Annotated in this window: 20 protein-coding genes and 7 tRNA genes; 22 read left to right on the forward strand and 5 right to left on the reverse strand. The window is 52.7% G+C overall.

The genetic code is table 11. The features are described 5' to 3' along the window. Positions 1–20 precede the first annotated feature (20 nt). Positions 21–560, reverse strand: a complete 540-nt coding sequence (gene seqA, locus PZBJ_RS15610) for a replication initiation negative regulator SeqA (protein WP_101763231.1) — start codon at positions 558–560, stop codon at positions 21–23. Between the two features lie 248 nt (positions 561–808). Here seqA and ybfF point away from each other — a divergent pair, with 248 nt between their 5' ends. The 4 genes from ybfF (at position 809) to fur (ending at position 3,488) form a co-directional block, all read left to right on the forward strand. Continuing rightward, positions 809–1,573 carry an esterase gene (gene ybfF / locus PZBJ_RS15615; protein WP_101763232.1) on the forward strand — a complete coding sequence of 255 codons (765 nt, stop codon included), beginning with the start codon at positions 809–811 and terminating at the stop codon, positions 1,571–1,573. A 167-nt stretch (positions 1,574–1,740) separates the two neighbouring features. Then, positions 1,741–2,016: a LexA regulated protein gene (gene ybfE, locus PZBJ_RS15620; RefSeq protein ID WP_007890670.1), complete on the forward strand. Its 276-nt coding sequence runs from the start codon at positions 1,741–1,743 to the stop codon at positions 2,014–2,016. A gap of 137 nt (positions 2,017–2,153) precedes the next feature. Beyond that, positions 2,154–2,684: a flavodoxin FldA gene (gene fldA / locus PZBJ_RS15625; protein WP_101763233.1), complete on the forward strand. Its 531-nt coding sequence runs from the start codon at positions 2,154–2,156 to the stop codon at positions 2,682–2,684. A 354-nt stretch (positions 2,685–3,038) separates the two neighbouring features. Next, a complete protein-coding gene (gene fur, locus PZBJ_RS15635) occupies positions 3,039–3,488 on the forward strand; it encodes a ferric iron uptake transcriptional regulator (RefSeq protein ID WP_007890672.1) in 450 nt (149 codons plus the stop codon). Between the two features lie 61 nt (positions 3,489–3,549). On the opposite strand, the gene PZBJ_RS15640 is transcribed toward fur, so the two are convergent. The 3 genes from PZBJ_RS15640 to nagE all read right to left on the reverse strand — a co-directional run bounded on the left by PZBJ_RS15640 (position 3,550) and on the right by nagE (position 8,028). Further along, a complete protein-coding gene (locus PZBJ_RS15640) occupies positions 3,550–3,945 on the reverse strand; it encodes a hypothetical protein (protein WP_101763235.1) in 396 nt (131 codons plus the stop codon). Between the two features lie 235 nt (positions 3,946–4,180). After that, on the reverse strand, positions 4,181–5,848 hold the full coding sequence (gene glnS, locus PZBJ_RS15645; protein WP_101763236.1) for a glutamine--tRNA ligase: 1,668 nt from the start codon (positions 5,846–5,848) through the stop codon (positions 4,181–4,183). Positions 5,849–6,000: 152 nt separating this feature from the next. Further along, complete coding sequence (gene nagE, locus PZBJ_RS15650) at positions 6,001–8,028, reverse strand: N-acetylglucosamine-specific PTS transporter subunit IIBC (RefSeq protein ID WP_101763314.1); 2,028 nt, start codon at positions 8,026–8,028, stop codon at positions 6,001–6,003. Positions 8,029–8,370: 342 nt separating this feature from the next. Between nagE and nagB the strand changes: the two genes are divergently transcribed. From nagB to PZBJ_RS15710, 12 genes are all read left to right on the forward strand, one after another. Further along, a complete protein-coding gene (gene nagB, locus PZBJ_RS15655) occupies positions 8,371–9,171 on the forward strand; it encodes a glucosamine-6-phosphate deaminase (RefSeq protein WP_101763237.1) in 801 nt (266 codons plus the stop codon). Between the two features lie 61 nt (positions 9,172–9,232). Continuing rightward, positions 9,233–10,381, forward strand: coding sequence for an N-acetylglucosamine-6-phosphate deacetylase (nagA, locus tag PZBJ_RS15660; RefSeq protein ID WP_101763238.1), 1,149 nt, complete (start codon positions 9,233–9,235; stop codon positions 10,379–10,381). A 7-nt stretch (positions 10,382–10,388) separates the two neighbouring features. Continuing rightward, complete coding sequence (gene nagC, locus PZBJ_RS15665) at positions 10,389–11,609, forward strand: DNA-binding transcriptional regulator NagC (RefSeq protein WP_101763239.1); 1,221 nt, start codon at positions 10,389–10,391, stop codon at positions 11,607–11,609. Positions 11,610–11,650: 41 nt separating this feature from the next. Then, positions 11,651–12,403 carry an HAD-IIA family hydrolase gene (locus tag PZBJ_RS15670; RefSeq protein WP_101763240.1) on the forward strand — a complete coding sequence of 251 codons (753 nt, stop codon included), beginning with the start codon at positions 11,651–11,653 and terminating at the stop codon, positions 12,401–12,403. A 317-nt stretch (positions 12,404–12,720) separates the two neighbouring features. After that, positions 12,721–14,388, forward strand: a complete 1,668-nt coding sequence (gene asnB, locus PZBJ_RS15675; RefSeq protein ID WP_008107047.1) for an asparagine synthase B — start codon at positions 12,721–12,723, stop codon at positions 14,386–14,388. 215 nt (positions 14,389–14,603) lie between these two features. Next, positions 14,604–14,680: transfer RNA gene (locus PZBJ_RS15680), tRNA-Met, on the forward strand. 7 nt (positions 14,681–14,687) lie between these two features. Further along, positions 14,688–14,772: transfer RNA gene (locus PZBJ_RS15685), tRNA-Leu, on the forward strand. Positions 14,773–14,793: 21 nt separating this feature from the next. Next, positions 14,794–14,868: transfer RNA gene (locus PZBJ_RS15690), tRNA-Gln, on the forward strand. A gap of 34 nt (positions 14,869–14,902) precedes the next feature. Then, positions 14,903–14,977 (forward strand) — tRNA-Gln (locus tag PZBJ_RS15695). 26 nt (positions 14,978–15,003) lie between these two features. After that, a tRNA-Met gene (locus PZBJ_RS15700) sits at positions 15,004–15,080 on the forward strand. A gap of 6 nt (positions 15,081–15,086) precedes the next feature. Beyond that, a tRNA-Gln gene (locus PZBJ_RS15705) sits at positions 15,087–15,161 on the forward strand. A 28-nt stretch (positions 15,162–15,189) separates the two neighbouring features. Further along, positions 15,190–15,264, forward strand: a tRNA-Gln gene (locus PZBJ_RS15710). A 103-nt stretch (positions 15,265–15,367) separates the two neighbouring features. On the opposite strand, the gene ubiF is transcribed toward PZBJ_RS15710, so the two are convergent. Further along, entirely contained in the window at positions 15,368–16,540 is a 1,173-nt protein-coding gene (ubiF, locus tag PZBJ_RS15715; RefSeq protein WP_101763241.1) for a 3-demethoxyubiquinol 3-hydroxylase, read from the reverse strand. A 169-nt stretch (positions 16,541–16,709) separates the two neighbouring features. Here ubiF and miaB point away from each other — a divergent pair, with 169 nt between their 5' ends. From miaB to PZBJ_RS15745, 6 genes are all read left to right on the forward strand, one after another. Then, positions 16,710–18,134: a tRNA (N6-isopentenyl adenosine(37)-C2)-methylthiotransferase MiaB gene (gene miaB / locus PZBJ_RS15720; protein WP_101763242.1), complete on the forward strand. Its 1,425-nt coding sequence runs from the start codon at positions 16,710–16,712 to the stop codon at positions 18,132–18,134. A gap of 207 nt (positions 18,135–18,341) precedes the next feature. Beyond that, the gene (locus PZBJ_RS15725) at positions 18,342–19,415 is read left to right on the forward strand and encodes a PhoH family protein (RefSeq protein WP_101763243.1); all 1,074 of its coding nucleotides are present in this window, start codon (positions 18,342–18,344) and stop codon (positions 19,413–19,415) included. Beyond that, the gene (gene ybeY / locus PZBJ_RS15730; RefSeq protein WP_008103651.1) at positions 19,412–19,885 is read left to right on the forward strand and encodes an rRNA maturation RNase YbeY; all 474 of its coding nucleotides are present in this window, start codon (positions 19,412–19,414) and stop codon (positions 19,883–19,885) included. The genes PZBJ_RS15725 and ybeY overlap by 4 nt, the downstream gene beginning before the upstream one ends. Before the next feature lie 82 nt (positions 19,886–19,967). Then, the gene (gene corC, locus PZBJ_RS15735; RefSeq protein ID WP_101763244.1) at positions 19,968–20,849 is read left to right on the forward strand and encodes a CNNM family magnesium/cobalt transport protein CorC; all 882 of its coding nucleotides are present in this window, start codon (positions 19,968–19,970) and stop codon (positions 20,847–20,849) included. 4 nt (positions 20,850–20,853) lie between these two features. Further along, on the forward strand, positions 20,854–22,380 hold the full coding sequence (lnt, locus tag PZBJ_RS15740; protein ID WP_101763245.1) for an apolipoprotein N-acyltransferase: 1,527 nt from the start codon (positions 20,854–20,856) through the stop codon (positions 22,378–22,380). A gap of 437 nt (positions 22,381–22,817) precedes the next feature. After that, positions 22,818–23,711: a glutamate/aspartate ABC transporter substrate-binding protein gene (locus tag PZBJ_RS15745; protein ID WP_101763246.1), complete on the forward strand. Its 894-nt coding sequence runs from the start codon at positions 22,818–22,820 to the stop codon at positions 23,709–23,711. The last annotated feature ends 18 nt before the right edge of the window (positions 23,712–23,729 follow it).

A 23,729-nucleotide genomic window follows, 5' to 3' on the forward strand; every position in this document is an offset into this window, starting at 1 on the left:
GCTTCTCCCTGACGCTTCAGTTAAATGGTGCCGCGAACTTTCTCTGTCAGTTCCTGTGGGAACTGCATAGCCAGCATGATGTGTTCCACCATGCTGCATTTGCGACCTGTATTGGTGTTCGTGATCACCCAGTACGGTGTGCCGGGAACGTGCTTCGGCTTGGTATGGGTGCCATTTTGCAGCAGCGTGTGCTCGTCGCCCGCAAAGTAGACGCGGGTACGGCCCTGCAGCGAGGCAGTAGCTTCAGCAAACGCAGCCGGATCAAGACGATAGAGCGTTGACAGTACCAACATGAAGCGGTTAACCGCCTTATTCTGCTCGGCATATTCATCGGAAAGCAGCAGCTCACGTACCGCACGGACGCGATCCTGAGGACGCGCTTCACGGCTGGCAGGTTGCGCTTCTTTGATTGATGCACCAGCGGCGGGCGCAGCGGGTGCGCTCTGTCCGGCGGTGAACTTCAACATGCGGCGCAAAATATCTGAGGCGCTTTCACCAATGTGCTGCGTGTGGCTGGCAATATAACGGTAGAGTTCTTCGTCAACTTCAATCGTTTTCATCTTTTTCCGTACGATTCTGGCAAATGACAGAACCACGCATTCTTGCAACGTCCTTAGCAAAATCCAGTCGTGCAAAACGTGAGCGGGCTCTAACATAAGGATTATAAAGTTAAATCCGTGGCAGCCGATAGCGTTGGCAACGTTTACGGGCAAAAGTCGGAATATGCCCTAATGCCCACCGGCCTGACTGCTGGACAGGTGAATCCATGATAACCTAAGCCAAGGTCACAACCGTAAGAACTTTAGCCATGATTTTGAACGCCCGTCTGCAAACTGAACAATCTGCCCCCAATGCCACGCCGATTCTGTTGATCCATGGTCTTTTTGGCAGCCTTGATAACCTTGGCGTGCTGGCGCGTGGGGTGCGTGACGCACGTCCGACGCTGCAAGTTGACGTGCGCAATCACGGCTTGTCGGCGCGTAGCGATGAGATGAATTATCACGTGATGGCGCAGGACATTGTCGAAACGCTGGATGCGTACCATATCGATCGCGCGGGTGTGATTGGCCACTCAATGGGCGGCAAAATCGCCATGGCACTGAGTGCCATCGCGCCGGAACGTATCGATAAAATGGTGATGATCGATATCGCGCCCGTTGATTACCAAACGCGCCGCCATGACGAAATTTTTGCCGCTATTCGGGCCGTGAGCGCCGCGGGCGTCACGCGCCGCAGCGAAGCCGCTGAAGTAATGCGTCAGCATATAGATGAAGAAGGCGTGATCCAGTTCATCCTCAAATCTTTCGCAGAGGGCGAATGGCGCTTTAATGTGCCGGTGCTGTGGGATAACTACAGCACCATTTCCGGCTGGGAAGAGATTCCTGCGTGGCCGCATCCGGCGCTGTTTATCCGCGGCGGCGACTCGCCTTATCTGGATAATCAACATCGCGATGCGCTGCTGCGTCAGTTCCCGCAGGCACATGCACATGTGATCAGCGGTGCTGGACACTGGGTGCACGCCGAGAAACCCGATGCGGTGTTACGCGCCGTTCGGCGTTTTTTTAACCTGTAAAAGCAAAAGCTTGCCGCTTGCGCTTTAGGGTTGGCGTCAGGGAAGGCGCTGGAGTATGATGTCGCGCTAAAAATTTGCCACGGATATTTTTTCGCCGTGGTCGGGCCGATAATGTTTTAATCGCGCAGCGCCTTTCCGCCGTTCGCGCCCACTCAGTTTTACAAACCATGGCAAAAGAACAGACAGACCGCACTACGCTTGATCTCTTCGCAGACGAGCGGCGTCCTGGTCGCCCGAAAACCAGCCCGCTGACGCGTGATGAACAGTTACGCATCAACAAACGCAATCAGCTCAAGCGCGATAAAGTGCGTGGGCTGCGTCGTGTTGAGCTGAAGATGTCGAGCGAGGCGGTTGACGCCCTCAGCACGCTGGCCGATCAGCAAAACATCAGTCGCAGCGAATTGATTGAACAAATGCTGCTGGCACAGCTCAAACTGTCGTAACGCGCGAAGACCGCACGCTGGAACACAAAGTCACGGCTTTATACGTTCCGCACTTTTTACCGGTCTGCTATTATTCACATAACTGTGCAGTCAACTGACTTACTTTCACAATCAGGATTTAAGAGGTTACCTAACCCATGGCAATCGTAGGCATTTTCTTCGGCAGCGATACCGGCAACACTGAAAACATTGCAAAGATGATCCAGAAACAACTGGGTAAAGATGTCGCCGAAGTGCATGACATTGCTAAGAGCACCAAAGAAGATCTCGAAGCGTTCGACATCCTGCTGCTGGGTATCCCAACCTGGTATTACGGCGAAGCGCAGTGTGACTGGGATGATTTCTTCCCGACGCTGGAAGAGATTGATTTCAATGGCAAGCTGGTAGCGCTGTTTGGTTGTGGCGATCAGGAAGATTACGCCGAGTACTTCTGTGATGCGATGGGCACTATTCGTGACATCATTGAGCCGAATGGTGCGGTGATCGTCGGTCACTGGCCAACCGAAGGCTATCACTTCGAAACCTCTAAAGGCCTGGCCGATGACAAAAACTTCCTTGGTTTGGCCATTGACGAAGACCGTCAGCCGGAATTGACCAACGAACGCGTTGAGAAGTGGGTGAAGCAGATCTTTGATGAGCTGCAGCTGAAAGAGATTATTGAAGCTTAATTCCCTGCTCTGCCCGATGTGCGCACTGCCTCACATCGGGTAACGGAATTTCCTATAAAAATAATAGCTACGGTTTTTTAACTTTTCCCCGCAAATCTGTAGAATACCCGCAATGGTCATCCGCTTATTCCTCTGGCAGTAGAATGAGGCTGAGTGAAATGGAATCCAAAACCCAAGCGTCTTGAAGACGTTAGTGACGATATCCTTACAACCTTTGGTGATTAAGGACGTTGCCTTGGTTTTCATTTCACTGCTTGAGTTCTATAATGAGACGCAAATGAGAATGCGCGTTGACCTAAACATTCAAGGCCCCTGCGCCGCAAGTGACTAGCAAAGTAACAGGACAATATCCGCATGACTGACAACAACTCCGCATTGAAGAAGGCTGGCCTGAAAGTCACGCTACCCAGACTGAAAATTCTGGAAGTGCTTCAGGGACCCGGCCCAGAGTCCCATCACGTCAGTGCGGAAGATTTGTATAAGCGCCTGATTGATATGGGCGAAGAGATTGGTCTGGCAACGGTGTATCGCGTTCTTAACCAGTTTGACGACGCGGGCATCGTAACCCGTCACAACTTTGAAGGCGGCAAATCTGTCTTCGAATTGACTCAGCAGCATCACCACGATCACTTGATCTGCCTGGATTGTGGCAAAGTTATAGAATTCAGCGATGAATCAATCGAAACGCGTCAGCGTGAAATTGCCACTCGCCACGGCATTAAGCTCAGCAACCACAGCCTGTACCTGTACGGTCATTGTGCTCTGGGAGACTGCCGCGAAGACGATACGCTCCACGATAAGTAATTGAGTGTGCTATGCAGTATAAAAAAAGCCGGCGCTTGAGCCGGTTTTTTTATGCCTGTAATCAGGCGACAAGCGTTTCCTGCAGGTAGCGCCAGCGCGGAATGGCGGTGCTGCAATCCAATACCGCCAGTGAAATGCGGCTCTGATTGATGCCGTTCATCATCTGTAATTCACGATACTGAATCGTCACTTCCTCGCTTTGCTGCGAGATGATGGCGTGCTCACTGGTGGCAATGCGCATGCCTTCACGCTGCCCCTGCAACTGGCGAAACAGCACTTCCATTTCATTGAGGTCCAATCGTTTGCCTTGCGGCGTGACCATTTTGAACTCGGGATGAAAGTGCGACAAAAACAGATCAATGCTGTCGTCGCTGCCTTCCGCCTGATTGAAAATACGTTCAATAAGCTGATGTAAAACCACCACGCTATGCCTGGCTTCCTGGGCGAGAGTTGTCATTTTTTTTCCTTAGATAAGCCGCAGAGCAACGTCTGAGAGCGCATAGCCTACCTGAAAAAAAGTTTTTCACACTGCCAAATGGGTTAATTTTTCTAAAGTCAGAATAGTCGCAAATAGGGAATTAAAGGCGGATTGAGGCGTGCAGCATAAAAGGTCGTATCTGGCCAAATTGAGATAATAAAAAAGGGCGATTGCTCGCCCTTTCATGATCTTATCGTGCTCGCGACTAAAACTATTAATCGCCGATTTTTGCCCAGGTATCACGCAAACCTACAGTGCGGTTAAACACCAGCCTGGAGGGCTGTGAATAGACGCTATCAGCACAGAAATAGCCTTCACGTTCGAACTGGTACGGTGCCATCGAATCGGCAGCACGTAAACCAGGCTCAACGAAGCCCTGTTTGATTTCCAGTGAGTTTGGGTTGATGGTGGTGAGGAAATCCTCAGCCGCGCCCGGATTTGGCACACTGAACAGACGATCGTACAGGCGGAATTCCGCTGGCAGCGCGTGGATTGCAGAAACCCAATGGATAACGCCTTTCACTTTACGGCCATCGGCCGGATCTTTGCTTAGCGTATCAACGTCACAAGTGCAATAGATGCAGGTGATATTGCCTTCAGCATCCTTCGCCACACGTTCGGCACGGATCACGTAAGCATTACGCAGACGCACTTCTTTACCCAGCACCAGACGTTTGTACTGCTTGTTGGCTTCTTCACGGAAGTCAGCGCGATCGATCCACACTTCACGGCTGAATGGCACTTCACGCGTGCCCATCTCCGGTTTGTTCGGATGATTCGGCATAGTGATGATCTCATCGTGACCTGCAGGCAGGTTCTCGATCACCACTTTCAACGGATCCATTACCGCCATCGCACGCGGTGCGTTTTCATTGAGATCGTCACGAATGCACGATTCCAGTGAAGCCATCTCCACGATATTGTCCTGTTTGGTCACACCAATACGGCGGCAGAACTCACGGATAGAAGCGGCGCTATAACCACGACGACGTAGACCCGAAACGGTTAGCATGCGCGGATCGTCCCAGCCTTCTACCACCTTCTCGCTCACCAGCTGAGTCAGTTTACGCTTCGACATCACCGCATATTCCAGATTTAGGCGTGAGAACTCGTACTGACGCGGATGAACCGGAATGGTGATGTTATCCAGCACCCAATCATACAGACGACGGTTATCCTGGAACTCCAACGTGCAGAGAGAGTGCGTAATGCCTTCGATCGCATCCGAAATGCAATGAGTGAAGTCGTACATCGGGTAGATGCACCACTTGCTGCCGGTCTGATGGTGATCGGCAAACTTAATGCGGTACAGTACCGGATCGCGCATCACGATAAAGCTGGACGCCATGTCGATTTTGGCACGCAAACAGGCTTTGCCCTCTTCGAAACCGCCATCGCGCATCTTCTGGAACAGCGCCAGGTTTTCTTCCACGCTGCGATCGCGGTATGGGCTGTTTTTACCCGGCGCCGTCAGTGAACCGCGATACTCACGGATCTCATCCGCCGACAGTTCATCAACGTAAGCCAGACCTTTGTTGATCAGCTCAACCGCATAGTTGAACAGTTGGTCGAAGTAGTCTGAGGAGTAACGAATGTTGCCGCTCCACTCAAAGCCCAGCCATTGCACGTCACGCTTAATGGATTCGACAAACTCCAGATCTTCTTTAACTGGGTTAGTGTCGTCGAAACGCAGATTGCACTGACCTTGATAGTCTTGCGCGATACCAAAGTTCAGGCAGATAGATTTCGCATGGCCAATATGCAGATAACCATTGGGCTCAGGCGGGAAACGGGTATGCACACTGTTGTGCTTACCGCTCGCCAAATCTTCGTCGATGATCTGACGAATAAAGTTCGTTGGGCGGGCTTCAGCCTCACTCATCTCAAAATCCTCAAAAACTATAACGGGTGATTTGTACCACGAAGTAACGGAGTATGATCCACAAAGCGCAGGAGGGAAACAACCGTTTGTTGGTCGTTTTAAAACAAAAAAGGCAGGAATCGCTTCCTGCCTTCTGGCTCAATCACAAGGACTTAGCCTTTAACCTCGTACAGCGGGGTTTCGCCTGCAACCACTGAACCGGTTGCCAGTAAATTCAGACCAGCGAAATCATCGCTATTGCTGACCACAACCGGACTGATCATCGAGCGGGCGTTGGCATTGAGGAAGTCCAGATCCATTTCCAGGATTGGCTGACCTGCAGTGACCGTTGCGCCCTCTTCAACCAGACGCGTGAAGCCTTTGCCTTCCAGCGCTACTGTATCCAGCCCCATATGTACCACGATCTCGACGCCGTTTTCCGCCTCAAGGCAGAACGCATGGTTGGTATTGAAGATCTTCACCACGGTTCCGGCGGTTGGCGCAACCACGGTTTTGCCGGTTGGCTTGATGGCCAGACCATCACCGACTGCCTTGCTGGCGAATGCTTCATCAGGCACATTTTCCAGCGTAACGATGTCACCGGTTACTGGCGCCAGCAGCGTAGCGATCACGGCTTTTTCGCTGTTCAGCACCGCCTGCGGTTTTACTGCAGCAGCAGGAGCAGCCGTTGACGCCGCGGCAGATGCCGCAACTGGACCTTTGCTCAGTACGGTTTTCATTGCTGTTGCAATGCTTTCCGCCTGCGTACCGACAATAACCTGTACGCTCTGCTTGTTCAGACGAATCACACCTGAAGCGCCGAGACGTTTAGCGACACCTTCATTAACCTGCGCGGAATCTTTAACGTTCAGACGTAGACGTGTGATACAGGCATCGATGTTGGTCAGGTTTTCTGAGCCACCTACCGCCGCAATATAACGACGCGCCAGAGATTCAGTTTGGCTTTCACCGTTGCCGCTGTTATCGACATTGACGTCATAACCATCGGTTTCATCGCCCGCAGAGAGTTCGCGGCCCGGCGTCATCAGGTTGAATTTCTGGATGGTGAAGCGGAATACCACGTAGTAGATAACGAAGAACACCAGACCTTGTGGGATCAGCATCCACCAGTGCACCGCCAGCGGGTTACGCGTTGACAGCACCATATCCACCAGACCCGCACTGAAGCCGAAACCGGCAATCCACTGCATGCTCGCGGCGATGAAAACTGAAAGACCGGTCAGTGCCGCGTGAATCACATACAGCACCGGCGCCACGAACATAAAGGAGAATTCCAGCGGTTCAGTGATACCCGTAAAGAAGGCGGCAAAGGCCGCCGCCAGCATAATGCCGCCGACTTTAGCGCGGTTTTCCGGGCGTGCGCAGTGGTAAATTGCCAGCGCTGCACCTGGAAGACCAAACATCATGATTGGGAAGAAGCCCGCCTGATAACGACCGGTGATGCCTGGGATACCTGTACCTTCAGCGATAGACTGCGCGCCGCCAAGGAATTTAGGAATATCGTTGATACCGGCAACATCGAACCAGAATACCGAGTTCAATGCGTGGTGTAAGCCAACAGGAATCAGCAGACGGTTAAAGAAGGCGTAGATGCCCGCACCGACGGAACCCAGCTTCTGAATATGCTCACCAAAACTTACCAGTCCACCGAAAATGATCGGCCAGATATACATCAGAATGAACGCAACCAGGATCATCAGGAACGATACAAGGATCGGCACCAGACGGCGACCGCTAAAGAAGGACAACGCTTTTGGCAGTTCAACATGACTAAAGCGGTTATAGACTTCAGCAGAAAGAATCCCGACAAGAATGCCAACAAACTGGTTATTAATTTTACCGAAGGCAGCGGGAACTTGCTCCACCGGCATCTTCTGAATCATTGCCACCGCTGCCGGAGAACAGAGTGTGGTCACAACAAGAAAGCCGACAAAACCGGTTAAAGCTGCAGCGCCATCTTTATCTTTTGACATACCGTATGCCACACCAATGGCAAACAGCACTGGCATATTGTCGATGATTGCCGAACCGGATTTGATCAACAGTGCTGCCAGCGCATTGCCTGCGCCCCAGCTATCTGGATCGATCCAGTATCCAACGCCCATCAAGATTGCCGCTGCCGGCAAAGTCGCTACCGGCACCATAAGCGCGCGGCCGACCTTTTGCAGATATCCTAGAATACTCACCTTATTCTCCCCCTATGAGACTGGCGTTTTGCCGGGGCGCAGGTTGATTTTATTATCCCGTCGCCCGGTACCTTGATGACACTTTTCACCACGAGGCGCAGTGTAAAGATAAATTAATTCGCCTCGCAAATTAAAACCACTACAACTGTGATTTTAATCACCAAAATGGTGGTTTGATAATGCGAAATGCTAGCCAGCACCACAAACTTATTTTATGATAAAAAATATCGAGTCGCACTTATCCCTGGTGGCTACGCTTAAACGCATTACGCTTAAGGGCAAAAACTGTCAGAGAAACGGCAACTCCACATTTCCAATCTTAATTGAGGTGAAGACATGAGACTGATCCCTTTGGCCACACCGACCCAAGTGGGTAAATGGGCTGCACGCCACATTGTTAACCGCATTAATGCGTTCAATCCTAGCGCAGAACGTCCCTTCGTGCTGGGTCTGCCAACCGGTGGAACACCGCTGGAAGCTTACAAGCACCTGATCGATATGCACAAAGCGGGCCAGGTTAGTTTCAAGCACGTCGTCACCTTCAACATGGATGAGTACGTTGGCCTGCCAAAAGAGCATCCGGAAAGTTACCACAGTTTCATGTACCGTAACTTTTTCGATCATGTTGATATTCAACAGCAAAATATCAATCTTCTGAATGGTAATGCCGAAGATATTGACGCAGAATGTCGCCAATACGAAGAGAAGATCCGCGCTTACGGCAAAATTAACCTGTTTATGGGCGGCGTGGGCAACGATGGTCACATCGCCTTTAACGAACCGGCTTCTTCCCTCTCCTCACGTACCCGCATCAAAACCCTGACGCACGATACGCGCATTGCAAACTCACGCTTCTTTAATGGTGATGTGGATCAGGTGCCGAAATACGCCCTGACGGTTGGTGTCGGTACGCTGCTGGATGCTGAAGAAGTGATGATTCTGGTTACCGGCCACCTGAAAGCGCAAGCGCTGCAGGCTGCGGTTGAAGGTAACGTCAACCACATGTGGACCATTAGCTGCCTGCAGCTGCATGCCAAATCTGTCGTGGTATGTGACGAGCCAGCCACCATGGAACTGAAAGTGAAAACCGTGAAATATTTCCGCGAAATGGAAGCGGAAAATATGAAAGGTGTGTGAAAACACGTTGTAACAAAACCTGCTGCTTTCAGGCAGCAGGCTTAGCCGGGAGAGAGAAACGATGTACGCATTAGTGAACGGCCGGATTTTTACTGGTCATGAAATTCTGGACAATCATGCAGTTGTGATTGCAGATGGCCTGATTGAGCGCGTGTGTCCGCGTGATGCCCTGGACGCGGCAATTGCACAGCAGGATGTGGCTGGTGCGTTTATCGCTCCTGGTTTTATTGATTTGCAGCTTAACGGCTGCGGCGGCGTGCAGTTCAATGATGACATCAATGCATTAAGCGTTGAGACGCTGGAGATCATGCAACGCGCCAACGAGAAATCAGGCTGCACCAGCTATTTGCCAACACTGATTACCAGCACCGATGCGCTGATGAGACGCGCAGTCGAAACCATGCGCGCCTACCTGGCTAAGCATCAGAATCAGGCAATCGGCCTGCATCTGGAAGGTCCGTGGCTGAATAAAGCTAAAAAAGGTACGCACAATCCTGAATTAATTCGCCTGCCGGATGCCGAGCTGGTGGATTTCCTCTGCGCCAATGCCGACGTCATCACTAAAGTCACGCTGGCACCTGAAAATACGGGCAGCGAGGTGATTCGTCAGCTGCGTGATGCCGGCATCATCGTGTCAGCGGGTCACTCCAACGCGACCTATGAAGAAGCAAAAACTGGCTTCAGCGCGGGCGTCAGCTTTGCTACGCATCTCTACAATGCCATGCCAACCTTCGCTGGACGTGAGCCAGGTCTGATCGGTGCGCTGTTTGATTCGCCTGATGTATACTGCGGCATCATTGCGGATGGTTTACATGTCCATTACGCTAATGTGCGCAATGCAAAACGCATTAAAGGCGACAAGCTGGTGTTAGTGACGGATGCCACAGCACCGGCGGGCGCATCGATTGATCAATTTATTTTTGCAGGCAAAACAATATACTATCGCGATGGCCTGTGCGTTGACGAGAACGGTACGCTCAGCGGTTCTGCCTTGACCATGATTGAAGCGGTGCAGAACAGCGTTGAACATTGCGGTATCGCTCTTGATGAAGCGCTGCGTATGGCGACGCTCTATCCAGCGCAGGCGATGGGTGTGGAGAAGCAGTTAGGCACGGTCGAAGCAGGAAAAGTCGCCAACCTGACTGTCTTTACCCGCGATTATCAAATCACTAAGACGTTCGTCAACGGAGACAACGTCCTCAGCGAGTAAGCATTGAATGACCACTGGCGGCCAGTCTCAAATAGGAAATGTTGATCTTGTTAAACAACTCAATAGTGCAGCCGTTTATCGGCTAATCGATCAGCAGGGGCCAATTTCGCGCATTCAGATTGCCGAACACAGTCAGCTTGCGCCCGCCAGTGTCACCAAAATTACCCGCCAGCTCATTGAGCGCGGCCTTATCAAAGAGGTGGAGCAACAAGCCTCCACCGGTGGGCGTCGCGCGATCTCCATCATTACTGAAACCCGTCATTTTCATACTATCGGCGTGCGCTTAGGGCGTAATGACGCGACGTTGACGCTGTTTGATCTGAGCGGGAAATCGCTGGCGCAGGAAGATTATCCGCTGCCCGAGCGCACGCAGGAAACGCTGGAGAACGCGCTGTTCAATGCCATCAGCGCCTTTATGGCCGCGCATCAGCGTAAGATTCATGAACTGATTGCTATCTCGGTGATTCTGCCCGGATTGGTCGATCCCATTAACGGCATCATTCGCTACATGCCGCACATCGCGGTAAGTCATTGGCCGCTGGTTTCCAGCCTGAAAAAACGCTTCAACGTCACCAGCTTTGTTGGTCATGACATCCGTAGCCTGGCGCTGGCCGAGCACTACTTCGGTGCAAGTCGCGATTGCGCAGACTCCATTCTGGTGCGTTTGCATCGCGGCACCGGTGCCGGAATCATCGCCAACGGCCACATTTTCCTCGGCAGTAACGGCAACGTGGGCGAGATTGGCCATATTCAGGTTGATCCGCTGGGTGAACGCTGCCACTGCGGTAACTTTGGCTGCCTGGAAACCATTGCGGCTAACGGCGCGATTGAAAACCGCGTGCGTCACTTGCTGAATCAAGGCTATCCCAGTTCATTAACGTTGAATGATTGCCTGATGCCGCAGATTTGCCGCGCCGCTAATCATGGCGACGCGCTGGCGTGCGAAGTGATTGAACATGTCGGCCGCTATTTAGGCAAGGCGATTGCTATCGCCATCAACCTGTTCAATCCGCAAAAAGTGGTGTTGGCCGGTGAAATCACTGAAGCGGATAAAGTACTGTTTCCTGCTATTGAAGGGTGTATCAATACGCAGACGCTGCCTGCCTTTCGTAAAAATCTGCCGGTGGTGCGTTCCGAGCTCGATCATCGCTCGGCGATTGGCGCCTTTGCGTTGGCAAAACGCGCAATGCTGAATGGCATTTTGCTGCAACATCTGCTGGAAGAGTAATCACCAGCCTGCTGTCAAGCAGGCCCGACCGGATGCAATCTATGACGATTAAAAGCGTAATCTGTGACATCGACGGCGTGTTGATGCATGACAATACCGCCGTTCCCGGCGCGAAAGAATTTCTGCAGCGAATTCTGGCGAAGGATATGCCGTTGGTGGTGTTGACCAACTATCCTTCGCAAACCGCGCCGGATCTGGCGAACCGCTTTGCCAACGCCGGCATTGACGTACCAGATTCGGTGTTTTACACCTCGGCGATGGCCACCGCCGATTTCCTGCGCCGTCAGGAAGGGAAAAAAGCCTACGTAATTGGCGAAGGTGCGCTGATTCATGAGCTGTATAAAGCTGGCTTCACCATCACTGACGTTAATCCAGATTTCGTTATCGTCGGCGAAACCCGCTCCTTCAATTGGGAAATGATGCACAAAGCCGCTTTCTTCGTGGCCAATGGCGCCCGCTTTATCGCCACTAATCCCGATACACATGCACGCGGCTTTGTTCCTGCCTGCGGAGCACTCTGCGCCGGTATCGAAACCATCTCCGGCCGTAAACCGTTTTACGTCGGAAAACCGAGTCCGTACATCATGCGCGCAGCGTTAAACAAAATGCATGCGCATTCGGAAGAGACGGTCATTGTGGGCGATAACCTGCGGACAGACATTCTGGCAGGCTTCCAGGCGGGTCTGGAAACCATTCTGGTGCTGTCTGGCGTTTCCACACTGAGTGATATTGATGCGATGCCTTTCCGCCCGGATTGGATTTACCCATCGGTCGCCGATATCGACCTGTTCTGATTCCAGCCATTACCTCTTCTTATGGCCCTGCTTATGCAGGGCTTTTGTTTTTTCTGTGGTTATGCCTTTCTTTACCGCTCGCCTTATGCCTACAAAACGAACGATAATGCAGTTTTATTAGATGACATCTAAAATAAACGCTTATCAATTGAATAATATTCAATATTATTTGCCCATCAACATTCTTTTTATCAAAGAATCGCAATTATGCTTGCACTAACACCGCCATTTAGCGCATTTTCTTATACATCACGCAGCCAAGGCTGCCGGACAAACGTAGAAATAACTTCGCCACAAGGTGAGATCAGGAGTCAGTTATGTGTTCAATTTTTGGTGTGCTGGATCTGAAAAGCGATCCTATTGAGCTGCGCAAGAAAGCGCTGGAATCTTCTCGTCTGATGCGTCACCGCGGCCCGGATTGGTCAGGTGTTTATGCGGATGATAAAGCCATTCTGGTGCATGAGCGTCTGTCGATTGTTGACGTTAACAACGGCGCACAGCCGCTGTATAACGCTGACCACACCCACGTACTGGCTGTTAACGGCGAAATTTACAACCATCAGGCGCTGCGTGCTGAGTTGAGCGATCGTTACGCTTTCCAGACCGGTTCTGACTGTGAAGTGATCCTCGCGCTGTATCAGGAAAAAGGCGTCGATTTCCTCGACGAGCTGCAAGGCATGTTCGCCTTCATTCTGTGGGACAGCGTGAAGCAACAATATCTGATTGGTCGCGACCATATCGGCATTATCCCGCTGTATATGGGCAACGACGAGCACGGCAACCTGTATGTCGCTTCCGAGATGAAAGCGCTGGTGCCGGTGTGCCGCAGCATCAAAGAGTTCCCGCCGGGAAGCTACATGTCGAGCGCCGATGGTGAAATCCGTCGTTACTGGCAGCGTGACTGGATGGAATATTCCGCTGTTGAGCACAACACCACGGATGCCGCCGAGCTGAAACATGCGCTGGAAGAGTCAGTAAAAAGTCACCTGATGTCTGACGTGCCTTACGGCGTTCTGCTGTCTGGCGGCCTGGACTCATCCATCATCTCTGCCGTGACCAAACGCTTTGCTGCGAAACGTGTTGAAGATGCGGATAAGAGCGATGCATGGTGGCCGCAGCTGCACTCCTTCGCGGTTGGCCTGGAAGGTTCTCCAGACCTGAAAGCAGCGAAATCAGTCGCAGAACACCTCGGTACCGTGCACCACGAAATCCATTTCACCGTGCAGGAAGGCTTGGATGCGATCCGTGACGTGATTTACCACATCGAAACCTATGATGTGACCACCATTCGCGCCTCTACGCCGATGTATTTAATGTCGCGTAAGATCAAAGCGATGGGCATCAAAATGGTGTTGTCCGGTGAAGGTGCGGATGAAGTCTTTGGCGGCTACCTCTATTTCCATAAGGCGCCAAACGCCAAAGAATTCCACGAAGAGAACGTACGTAAACTGCTGGCTCTGCACATGTTTGACTGTGCTCGCGCCAACAAAGCGATGTCCGCCTGGGGCGTGGAAGCGCGTGTGCCGTTCCTCGACAAGAAATTCCTCGACGTGGCGATGCGCATCAACCCGGCAGACAAACTGTGCGGCAGCAACGGCAAGATGGAAAAACACATCCTACGCGAATGTTTCTCTTCTTACCTGCCGGAGAGCGTGGCGTGGCGTCAGAAAGAGCAGTTCTCTGATGGTGTGGGCTACAGCTGGATCGATACGCTGAAAGAAGTGGCGGCGAAGCAAATCACCGACCAACAGCTGTCGACTGCGCACTTCCGCTTCCCGTACAACACGCCGAACTCGAAAGAAGCGTACCTGTATCGCGAAATCTTTGAGGAATTGTTCCCAATCGCCAGCGCCGCAGAGTGTGTGCCAGGCGGTCCGTCGGTGGCCTGTTCTTCGGCTAAAGCGATCGAGTGGGATGAAGCCTTTAAATCCATGGATGACCCTTCTGGTCGTGCCGTTGGTGTGCATCAGTCCGCGTATAAATAAGGTTTTTACTCAACAAGATATGGGGCTCATTCGAGCCCCTTTTTTATGCAATCTATCGTACAGCCTGTGAAATTAGCCGAATAAATCACCAGCCTGGTTACAAGCCAGACAAACAGGCGTTTTAAGGCGAAAAACGGCAAAAAAATTGTTGACGCTACAAGACTCAATACGCATAATGCGCCCCGCAACGCCGATGAAGGTTACGCGAAAAAGATGGCTACGTAGCTCAGCTGGTTAGAGCACATCACTCATAATGATGGGGTCACAGGTTCAAATCCCGTCGTAGCCACCATCTTTTTGCGGGAGTGGCGAAATTGGTAGACGCACTAGATTTAGGTTCTAGCGCCGCAAGGTGTGCGAGTTCAAGTCTCGCCTCCCGCACCATTTCAGTCTTCGGCAGCCGGATGGGGTATCGCCAAGCGGTAAGGCACTGGTTTTTGATACCAGCATTCCCAGGTTCGAATCCTGGTACCCCAGCCAATCCGGATTATGTTGTGGATACAAAGTCGACGAATGGGATATCGCCAAGCGGTAAGGCACCGGTTTTTGATACCGGCATTCCCTGGTTCGAATCCAGGTATCCCAGCCATCGTCGGACGCAGTAAGCAGTACAAAGGCTACGTAGCTCAGCTGGTTAGAGCACATCACTCATAATGATGGGGTCACAGGTTCAAATCCCGTCGTAGCCACCAAATTATTGGGGTGTCGCCAAGCGGTAAGGCTCTGGTTTCTGATACCAGCATTCCGGGGTTCGAATCCCTGCACCCCAGCCATAAAAAGACAATTTGATCAAACACCTATTGGGGTGTCGCCAAGCGGTAAGGCACTGGTTTCTGATACCAGCATTCCGGGGTTCGAATCCCTGCACCCCAGCCAAATTGCACAATAAAGCCCGCTTATGCGGGCTTTATTGTTTTCTGCGTTTGGCAAAGTGGCGAGCAAACTTTTAACCAAGAGCGCATCAATGCGCTCCATACAATCACAAACCTAATGCGTAACGCAGCACCTTACGTTTCAACTCTCCGGCATTCTCCGCCGCAATCAGCGCCAAGTTTCGCGCAAAACGCAGCGGCGGCAGTTTATTGCTAAACGCGAAGTAGAACAGATCCATACCGCCCTGCATCAGTAAATTATCTTTGTAACGCTGACGATGATAACGCTGCAGCACAGCATCCGATGACCAGAGCTCCGCCTGGTTGCGCGCCTCGACCAGCGTCGTGATCAACGCATTCACATCCCGATAGCCCAAATTAACGCCCTGTCCGGCCAGCGGATTGATGGTGTGCGCCGCATCCCCCACCAGCGCCAATCCCGGCATCACATAACGTGTTGCATGACGTCGCACCAGCGGGAAAGAGGCCGCAGTTTTGACCTGAATACGGCCAACGCGTGCCGGGAAGTGAGCATAAATCTCTTTCTCCAGTTGCGGGAGCGGCAAACTTTGCAGCTGACGAATTCGTGCTGGCGCGTCGTACCACACCAGCGAAGCACGACGATCAAACAGCGGCAGGAAAGCGCGCGGCCCTTGCGGCGTAAACTGCTGCCAGGTGGCATCGCCCGCCTCCTGCTCGCACTCCACGCTTATCAGCATGCAGGATTGCGCATAGTTCCAGCCGCGCACGCCAATACCCGCTAACTGACGCACACGCGAGTTAGCACCATCTGCGCCGACCACTAAACGCGCATCCAACGTTTGGCCGTTATCGAGTTGCACCTGCCAGCCAGCGCTGTGCGGCTGCAAACCCTGCAAGCTCGCCGGGCAGATCAGTGTGATGCCCTCTTGCTGCATTTTTTCCCACAGCGCACGCTGCAGCACGCTGTTTTCCACCATAAAGCCCAGCTCGGGCAACCCAAGCGACGCCGCATCAAACTTCACATGCGCGTTTTGCCACTCCCAGGTTTCCAGCTGGCGATAGGGCGCACAGCGCATCGCCTGCACACGCTGCCAGACATCCAGTTGCTGCAGCAGCGCAACCGACGACGCACCGATGGCGGAGATACGCACATCTGGCTCGCTGCCGGCATCAAAGCTTGCCGGTTCCGCCCGTTCAATGACCGCTACGCGAAACTGCTGCTGCGCCAGGCCACACGCCAGCGCCGCACCAACCATGCCACCGCCCACGATCACCACATCAAAATGTGAATCCTGCATCGACTCTAATCCTTCTTTTTGCCGTGAAACCTTCCAGCATCACGTTGATAGCTAAAGTGTACCGGAAATTAGCAGCGCGATGCGATGCAGATGCGTGAAGCCTGGTAACAACAGCGTCGAAGCATTACAATACGCGCCCTGCACTTCGCTTGAATCAATGGCTAGTTCGATGACCAAAAAACTGCACATCAAAACCTGGGGCTGTCAGATGAATGAATACGATTCATCGAAGATGGCCGATCTGCTGAACAGCACGCACGGCTACACCCTTACCGAGGAAGCTGAAGAGGCGGACGTTCTGCTGCTCAACACCTGCTCCATCCGTGAAAAGGCGCAGGAGAAGGTTTTTGCTCTGTTAGGCCGTTGGAAAAAGCTGAAAGCGAGCAATCCCGATCTGATCATCGGCGTGGGTGGCTGCGTGGCCTCACAAGAAGGTGAACGTCTGCGCCAGCGCGCCAGTTACGTCGATATCGTCTTTGGCCCGCAGACCTTACATCGTCTGCCGGAGATGATTAACACCGTGCGCGGCAGTAAAAGCCCGGTTGTTGACATCAGCTTCCCTGAAATTGAGAAGTTTGATCGCCTGCCAGAACCGCGCGCCGATGGCCCAACCGCCTTTGTGTCGATCATGGAAGGTTGCAACAAATATTGTACTTTCTGCGTGGTGCCTTACACGCGCGGCGAGGAAGTCAGCCGTCCGAGCGACGATATTCTGCTGGAAATCGCCCAGCTTGCCGCTCAGGGCGTACGTGAAGTCAACCTGCTGGGCCAGAACGTCAACGCCTATCGCGGCGCCACCTTTGATGGCGATATCTGCACCTTTGCTGAGTTGCTGCGCTTAGTGGCGGCGATCGACGGCATTGACCGTATTCGCTTCACCACCAGCCATCCTATTGAATTTACCGATGACATCATCGAGGTTTACCGCGATACACCCGAGCTGGCGAGCTTCCTGCATCTGCCGGTTCAGAGCGGATCAGATCGCATCCTGACGCTGATGAAGCGCGCGCACACCGCACTCGAGTACAAAGCGATTATCCGCAAGCTGAAAGCCGCACGTCCGGATATCCAGCTGAGCTCTGATTTCATCATCGGTTTCCCCGGCGAAACGCAGCAGGATTTTGAGCAGACCATGAAGCTGGTCGGTGAAGTGAATTTCGATGTCAGCTTCAGCTTTATCTACTCCATGCGCCCAGGCACGCCGGCCGCCGATCTGCCCGACGATGTGACAGAAGAGGAGAAAAAGCAGCGTCTTTTCATCCTGCAGGACCGCATCAATCAGCAGGTGATGGCGTGGAGCCGCCGCATGCTGGGCACCACGCAGCGCGTGCTGGTGGAAGGCATTTCGCGTAAAAATGTGATGGAACTGACCGGCCGCACCGATAATAACCGCGTGGTGAACTTCGAAGCACCGGTTGAAATGATCGGGAAGTTTGTTGATGTCGAAATTGTTGATGTCTATGCCAGCTCCCTGCGCGGCGTGCTGGTGCGCACCGAAGATCAAATGGCGCTCCGTGTGGCCGAAAGCCCGGCGTCAGTGATTGCGCGTACCCGCAAAGAGAACGACATCGGCGTCGGACTGTTCCAGCCTTGAAACCTCGAACGTTGAGCGATAGCGCACAAAGCGCTGTCGCCTGTTTCATCCCCAGGCCCTTGCTTTCCACAAGTGCTGCCCAAATATCGACTCTGAAGCTTGCGCCAGTGCGCAGCGCCATAAATAATTTCATAAAGATGTGGAGAGATTGCTCTTCGACATCCGGCACACCTTTTCAACTGGCCCTGAGTGACCTTAAGGATTCATTTGAATATCGAAACGCGTGAAATCGCCCTTGAACCGGCAGATAACCAACGACTGATGAGCTTGTGCGGTCCGATGGATGACAATGTGAAACAGCTGGAGCGCCGTTTGGGCCTTGAAATCAAACGCCGTGACAACCAATTCACGCTTACCGGCCGCTCGCTGTGTGTGGACGCTGCCGTCAATATCCTGCGCACGCTGTATGTTGATACCGCCCCAATGCGCGGTCAGATCAAAGATATCGAACCGGACCAGATTCACCTGGCAATCAAAGAGAGCGGCGTTCTGGAACAGAGCGCTGAGAGCGTGCCGGAATTCGGCAAAGCGGTGAACATCAAAACCAAGCGTGGCGTAATCAAACCGCGTACCCCTAACCAGGCGCAATACATCGCCAATATCTTCTCGCACGACATTACCTTTGGTATCGGCCCGGCCGGTACCGGTAAAACCTATCTGGCGGTCGCTGCCGCAGTGGATGCGCTGGAGCGTCAGGAGATTCGCCGTATTCTGCTGACGCGTCCGGCGGTTGAAGCGGGTGAGAAACTCGGCTTCCTGCCCGGCGATCTCAGCCAGAAGGTCGATCCCTATCTGCGCCCGCTGTACGACGCGCTGTTCGAAATGCTCGGCTTTGAGCGCGTAGAGAAACTGATTGAGCGCAACGTGATTGAAGTAGCTCCGCTGGCCTACATGCGCGGACGCACGCTGAACGACGCCTTTGTGATTCTCGATGAGAGCCAGAACACCACTATCGAACAGATGAAGATGTTCCTGACGCGTATCGGCTTTAATTCGAAAGCGGTCATTACCGGCGATATCACGCAGATTGACTTGCCGCGCAGCACCAAATCCGGCCTGCGCCACGCCATTGAAGTGCTGGCAGAAGTCGATGAGATTAGCTTTAACTTTTTCCACAGCGAAGACGTGGTGCGTCATCCGGTTGTCGCACGCATCGTGAATGCTTATGAAGCCTGGGAAACCGCCGACCAGAAACGCCGTGATCAACAGGCAGAAGAGCGCAAACGCGAAGCTATCGCGGCTCAGCTTGCCAGCCAAACCAGCCCGCAGGAGCGTTCATGAGCGCGGTGATTCTTGATTTACAACTGGCCTGCGCCGATGAAAACCATCTGCCAGCGGAGAGTGATTTTCAACGCTGGCTGGAAGCGGCGGTAACGCCGTTTCAACCAGAAAGCGAAGTCACGATTCGTCTGGTGGATGAAGCCGAGAGTAATGAGCTTAATCTGACTTATCGCGGCAAAGATAAGCCGACCAACGTGCTGTCATTCCCGTTTGAAGCACCGCCGGGGATTGAACTGCCACTGCTCGGCGATCTGATTATTTGCCGTCAGGTTGTCGAGCAAGAGGCTGCTGAACAAGGCAAAACCGTCGAAGCCCACTGGGCGCATATGGTGGTGCACGGTACGCTGCATCTGCTGGGTTACGACCATATCGAAGATGAAGAAGCCGAAGAGATGGAGGCGCTGGAGACCGAGATAATGCTTGCTCTTGGTTATCCTGATCCGTACATTTCGGAGAAAGAAGACGCCTGAGCCGCTGGTTCAGGTTATTGCGCTGCTGGCGCGGATGCTAGCAGCCCCAATCCCTCATTAGAGAGAACGAAATAAAAACGCCATGAGCGACGACCATTCTCAAAACAGCGACGCACCCAGTAGTAAAAAGGGATTTTTCTCCCTGTTAATCAACCAACTGTTTCACGGTGAACCTAAAAACCGTGATGAACTGCTGGGGTTAATCCGCGATTCTGAGCAAAAAGAGCTGATTGATCAGGACACCCGCGACATGCTCGAAGGGGTGCTGGACATTGCCGAACAGCGCGTGCGCGACATCATGATCCCTCGCTCGCAAATGATCACCCTGAAACGCAACCAAACGCTGGAAGAGTGCCTTGCGGTGATTATTGAATCCGCCCACTCACGTTTCCCGGTGATCAGCGAAGACAAAGACCACGTCGAAGGCATTTTGATGGCCAAAGACCTGCTGCCGTTTATGGCCAGCGCGTCTGAGCCGTTCAGCATGGAAAAAGTGCTGCGCACCGCCGTGGTGGTTCCTGAAAGCAAGCGCGTCGATCGCATGCTGAAGGAGTTCCGCTCGCAGCGTTATCACATGGCGATTGTCATTGACGAATTTGGTGGCGTCTCTGGTCTGGTGACCATTGAAGATATTCTTGAGCTGATTGTTGGCGAAATTGAAGATGAGTATGACGATGAAGAAGATCGTGATATCCGCCAGCTCAATCGTTACACCTATACCATGCGCGCCTTAACGCCAATTGAAGATTTTAATGAGGTCTTTGGCACCGATTTCAGCGATGACGAAGTCGATACCATTGGCGGATTGGTCATGCAGGGATTCGGCCACCTTCCCGCTCGCGGCGAAAGTATTGTTATTGATGGCTATCAGTTCAAAGTCGCCATGGCTGACAGCCGCCGTATCATCCAGGTGCATGTAAAAATTCCGGAAGACTCACCACAACCGCAACTGGAAGACGAATAACTTTATGGCTTTAGCCTCTCTTTACTCGCAGCAGCGGGTTCGCCTGCTGCTGGCGTTAGTTACGGGTGCCATTGGCACCCTTTCCTTTTCCCCCTACGATTTCTGGCCTGCGGCGATAATTTCGCTGTTTGGTCTGCAACTGTTGCTGCTGGAACGTCGCACTGCGCAGGCTGCGGCAATCGGCTTCGCTTGGGGCTTTGGACTGTTTGGCAGCGGCATCAATTGGGTTTACGTCAGCATCGCCACCTTTGGCGGCATGCCCGGCCCGGTAAACATCTTACTGGTGATTCTGCTGGCGGCTTATCTGTCGCTTTATCCGATGCTGTTTGCCATCCTGCTCAACCGTTTCTGGCCGCGCGCCACAATCTGGCGTTTGGCTTTAGCGGCACCCGCGCTGTGGCAGATTAGCGAGTTCCTGCGCGGTTGGGTGCTCACCGGCTTTCCGTGGCTGCAGTTTGGCTACAGCCAGATTGACGGTCCGCTAAAAGGCCTCGCGCCGCTGGCCGGTGTGGAAACCATTACCTTCCTGTTAATGGTGATCGCGGGCCTGCTGGTGCACGCGCTGCATCATCGTACCGTGAAAAGCTTGATAGCCGCCGCGCTCCTGCTGTTACTGCCGTGGCCGCTGCGCATGATGCAGTGGTATCAGCCGCTGCCGGAACGCAGCGTTGATGTTGTGATGGTGCAAGGCAATATTCCGCAGTCGATGAAGTGGGATCCGCAGCAACTGCTGAACACGCTGCGCGTTTACACCTCCTATAGCCAGCCGTTTATCGGCAAAGCACCGATCATTATCTGGCCCGAATCAGCGATTACCGATCTGGAAAGCAACCAGCAGCCGTTCCTGCGGGCGCTGGATGCTGACCTGCGCGCGCGCGGCAGCTCACTGATTACCGGTATCGTGGATTCTCGCGTGGAAGGCGATAATCGCTATCACGACTATAACTCGGTAATTGTGCTGGGTGGTGAGCTGCCTTACAGCTATCAAAGCCAGAACCGCTATCAGAAGAATCATCTGGTGCCATTTGGTGAGTTTGTGCCGCTGGAAGCGTTGCTGCGTCCGCTGGCGCCGTTCTTCGATTTGCCGATGTCCTCCTTCAGCCGTGGCGCCTATGTCCAGCCGCAGCTGAAAGTAGCGGGTTATCACCTGACCAGCGCTATCTGCTATGAGATCGTGCTGGGCGAACAAGTGCGCGCCAACTTCCGTCCCGATACCAACTTCCTGCTGACCGTCTCCAACGATGCCTGGTTCGGTCACTCCATCGGACCGTGGCAGCATTTCCAGATGGCGCGCATGCGTGCGCTGGAGCTGGGACGTCCGTTACTGCGCTCTACCAATAACGGTGTTACCGCAGTAGTAAATGCCAATGGTGAGGTGGAGAAAGCGTTGCCGCAGTTCACACGCAATGTGCTGGAAGCCAAAGTCACGCCAACCAAGGGTGAAACGCCGTATGCGAAAGCGGGCATCTGGCCAGTGTGGCTAGTGACGTTGATTAGCATTGTGGTGGCCATTCTGCGCCGTCGCCACTAGTTCAGGCAGCTATGCAAAAAGGCGAAGTGAATACTTCGCCTTTTTTATGCGCTGTTTTCTCTTCCTTCCGTGGTGCTTTCCCCGATTCTCTGCTGGCTTTTTACACTTCTTCATCGTGCTGGCACGATCATTGCTATTTATTTCAGTGATTTTCGCAAACATCGGCTTTTGTCAGCGTAGTGCAACCTTTACGCACTAATTTATGGCAATGATGCGCACTCTATTAGCGCATCGGGGAATTTTTGCCTTTTATTGGTGCGGAGCGGCTCGCAAAAAAGAAACTTTTTTGTTTCATTGCGTTAACAATTCGCTATGTTAATCACTATCCTGCGTGCAGTTGCGCTATGGGATAACAAAAAAAGCAGCACGAAATACACACAACATCACAATCTGCGCAGTTTATGTTCTGCGCGACATCCATACGAAGGAGTTGGAACATGCAGATACGCAAAGTGGCATTATCTCTTTTGCTGTTGGGAGCAGCAGCGGGAGCGGCCCAGGCGGAAGATCTCACCGGTACCCTGAAAAAAATCAATGATAGCGGCGTGATCGTCGTTGGGCATCGTGAATCATCAGTTCCCTTTTCTTACTATGACAACCAGCAAAAAGTGGTTGGCTATTCACAGGATTATTCAAACGCCATCATCGCGGCTATTAAAGCCAAACTGAATAAGCCTGATTTGCAGATCAAAATGCTGCCGATTACTTCGCAGAACCGTATTCCTCTGTTGCAGAACGGAACTTACGATTTTGAGTGCGGTTCTACCACCAACAACCTGGAGCGTCAGAAGCAAGCGGCATTCTCTGACACCGTGTTCATCATCGGTACGCGTCTGCTGGTGAAAAAAGGCGGCGACATCAAAGATTTCCCTGATCTGAAGGGTAAAACCGTTGTCGTGACCTCCGGTACCACTTCAGAAGTTCTGCTGCACAAACTGAACGACGAGCAAAAAATGGATATGCGTATCATCAGCGCGAAAGATCATGGCGATTCTTTCCGTACGCTGGAAACCGGTCGTGCTGTGGCCTTCATGATGGATGACGCGCTGCTGGCAGGTGAACGTGCCAAAGCCAAGAAGCCAGACAACTGGGACATCGTGGGTACACCGCAGTCGAAAGAAGCTTACGGCTGCATGCTGCGTAATCAGGATCCACAGTTCAAACAGCTGATGGATGAAACCATTGCTAAAGCGCAAACCTCTGGCGAAGCCTCAAAATGGTTTGAAACCTGGTTCAAAAAACCGATTCCACCGAAGAATCTGAACCTGAACTTCGAACTCTCAAGCGATATGCAGGCCCTGTTCAAAGCACCGAACGACAAAGCACTCTGAATTAACAACGACAACAAG

Origin of the sequence: Pantoea endophytica, from assembly GCF_002858935.1 — a bacterium.
GTDB lineage: Bacteria > Pseudomonadota > Gammaproteobacteria > Enterobacterales > Enterobacteriaceae > Pantoea > Pantoea leporis.

Excerpts from the sequence above, each read along its gene's own strand:
- corC (WP_101763244.1), top strand. The coding sequence starts at position 19,968 with ATGAGCGACGACCATTCTCAAAACAGCGACGCACCCAGTAGTAAAAAG.
- ubiF (WP_101763241.1), bottom strand. The coding sequence starts at position 16,540 with ATGCAGGATTCACATTTTGATGTGGTGATCGTGGGCGGTGGCATGGTT.
- nagB (WP_101763237.1), top strand. The coding sequence starts at position 8,371 with ATGAGACTGATCCCTTTGGCCACACCGACCCAAGTGGGTAAATGGGCT.
- ybeY (WP_008103651.1), top strand. The coding sequence starts at position 19,412 with ATGAGCGCGGTGATTCTTGATTTACAACTGGCCTGCGCCGATGAAAAC.
- seqA (WP_101763231.1), bottom strand. The coding sequence starts at position 560 with ATGAAAACGATTGAAGTTGACGAAGAACTCTACCGTTATATTGCCAGC.
- miaB (WP_101763242.1), top strand. The coding sequence starts at position 16,710 with ATGACCAAAAAACTGCACATCAAAACCTGGGGCTGTCAGATGAATGAA.
- ybfE (WP_007890670.1), top strand. The coding sequence starts at position 1,741 with ATGGCAAAAGAACAGACAGACCGCACTACGCTTGATCTCTTCGCAGAC.
- PZBJ_RS15640 (WP_101763235.1), bottom strand. The coding sequence starts at position 3,945 with ATGACAACTCTCGCCCAGGAAGCCAGGCATAGCGTGGTGGTTTTACAT.
- nagA (WP_101763238.1), top strand. The coding sequence starts at position 9,233 with ATGTACGCATTAGTGAACGGCCGGATTTTTACTGGTCATGAAATTCTG.
- nagC (WP_101763239.1), top strand. The coding sequence starts at position 10,389 with ATGACCACTGGCGGCCAGTCTCAAATAGGAAATGTTGATCTTGTTAAA.
- fur (WP_007890672.1), top strand. The coding sequence starts at position 3,039 with ATGACTGACAACAACTCCGCATTGAAGAAGGCTGGCCTGAAAGTCACG.
- fldA (WP_101763233.1), top strand. The coding sequence starts at position 2,154 with ATGGCAATCGTAGGCATTTTCTTCGGCAGCGATACCGGCAACACTGAA.
- PZBJ_RS15670 (WP_101763240.1), top strand. The coding sequence starts at position 11,651 with ATGACGATTAAAAGCGTAATCTGTGACATCGACGGCGTGTTGATGCAT.
- lnt (WP_101763245.1), top strand. The coding sequence starts at position 20,854 with ATGGCTTTAGCCTCTCTTTACTCGCAGCAGCGGGTTCGCCTGCTGCTG.
- glnS (WP_101763236.1), bottom strand. The coding sequence starts at position 5,848 with ATGAGTGAGGCTGAAGCCCGCCCAACGAACTTTATTCGTCAGATCATC.
- ybfF (WP_101763232.1), top strand. The coding sequence starts at position 809 with ATGATTTTGAACGCCCGTCTGCAAACTGAACAATCTGCCCCCAATGCC.
- asnB (WP_008107047.1), top strand. The coding sequence starts at position 12,721 with ATGTGTTCAATTTTTGGTGTGCTGGATCTGAAAAGCGATCCTATTGAG.
- PZBJ_RS15745 (WP_101763246.1), top strand. The coding sequence starts at position 22,818 with ATGCAGATACGCAAAGTGGCATTATCTCTTTTGCTGTTGGGAGCAGCA.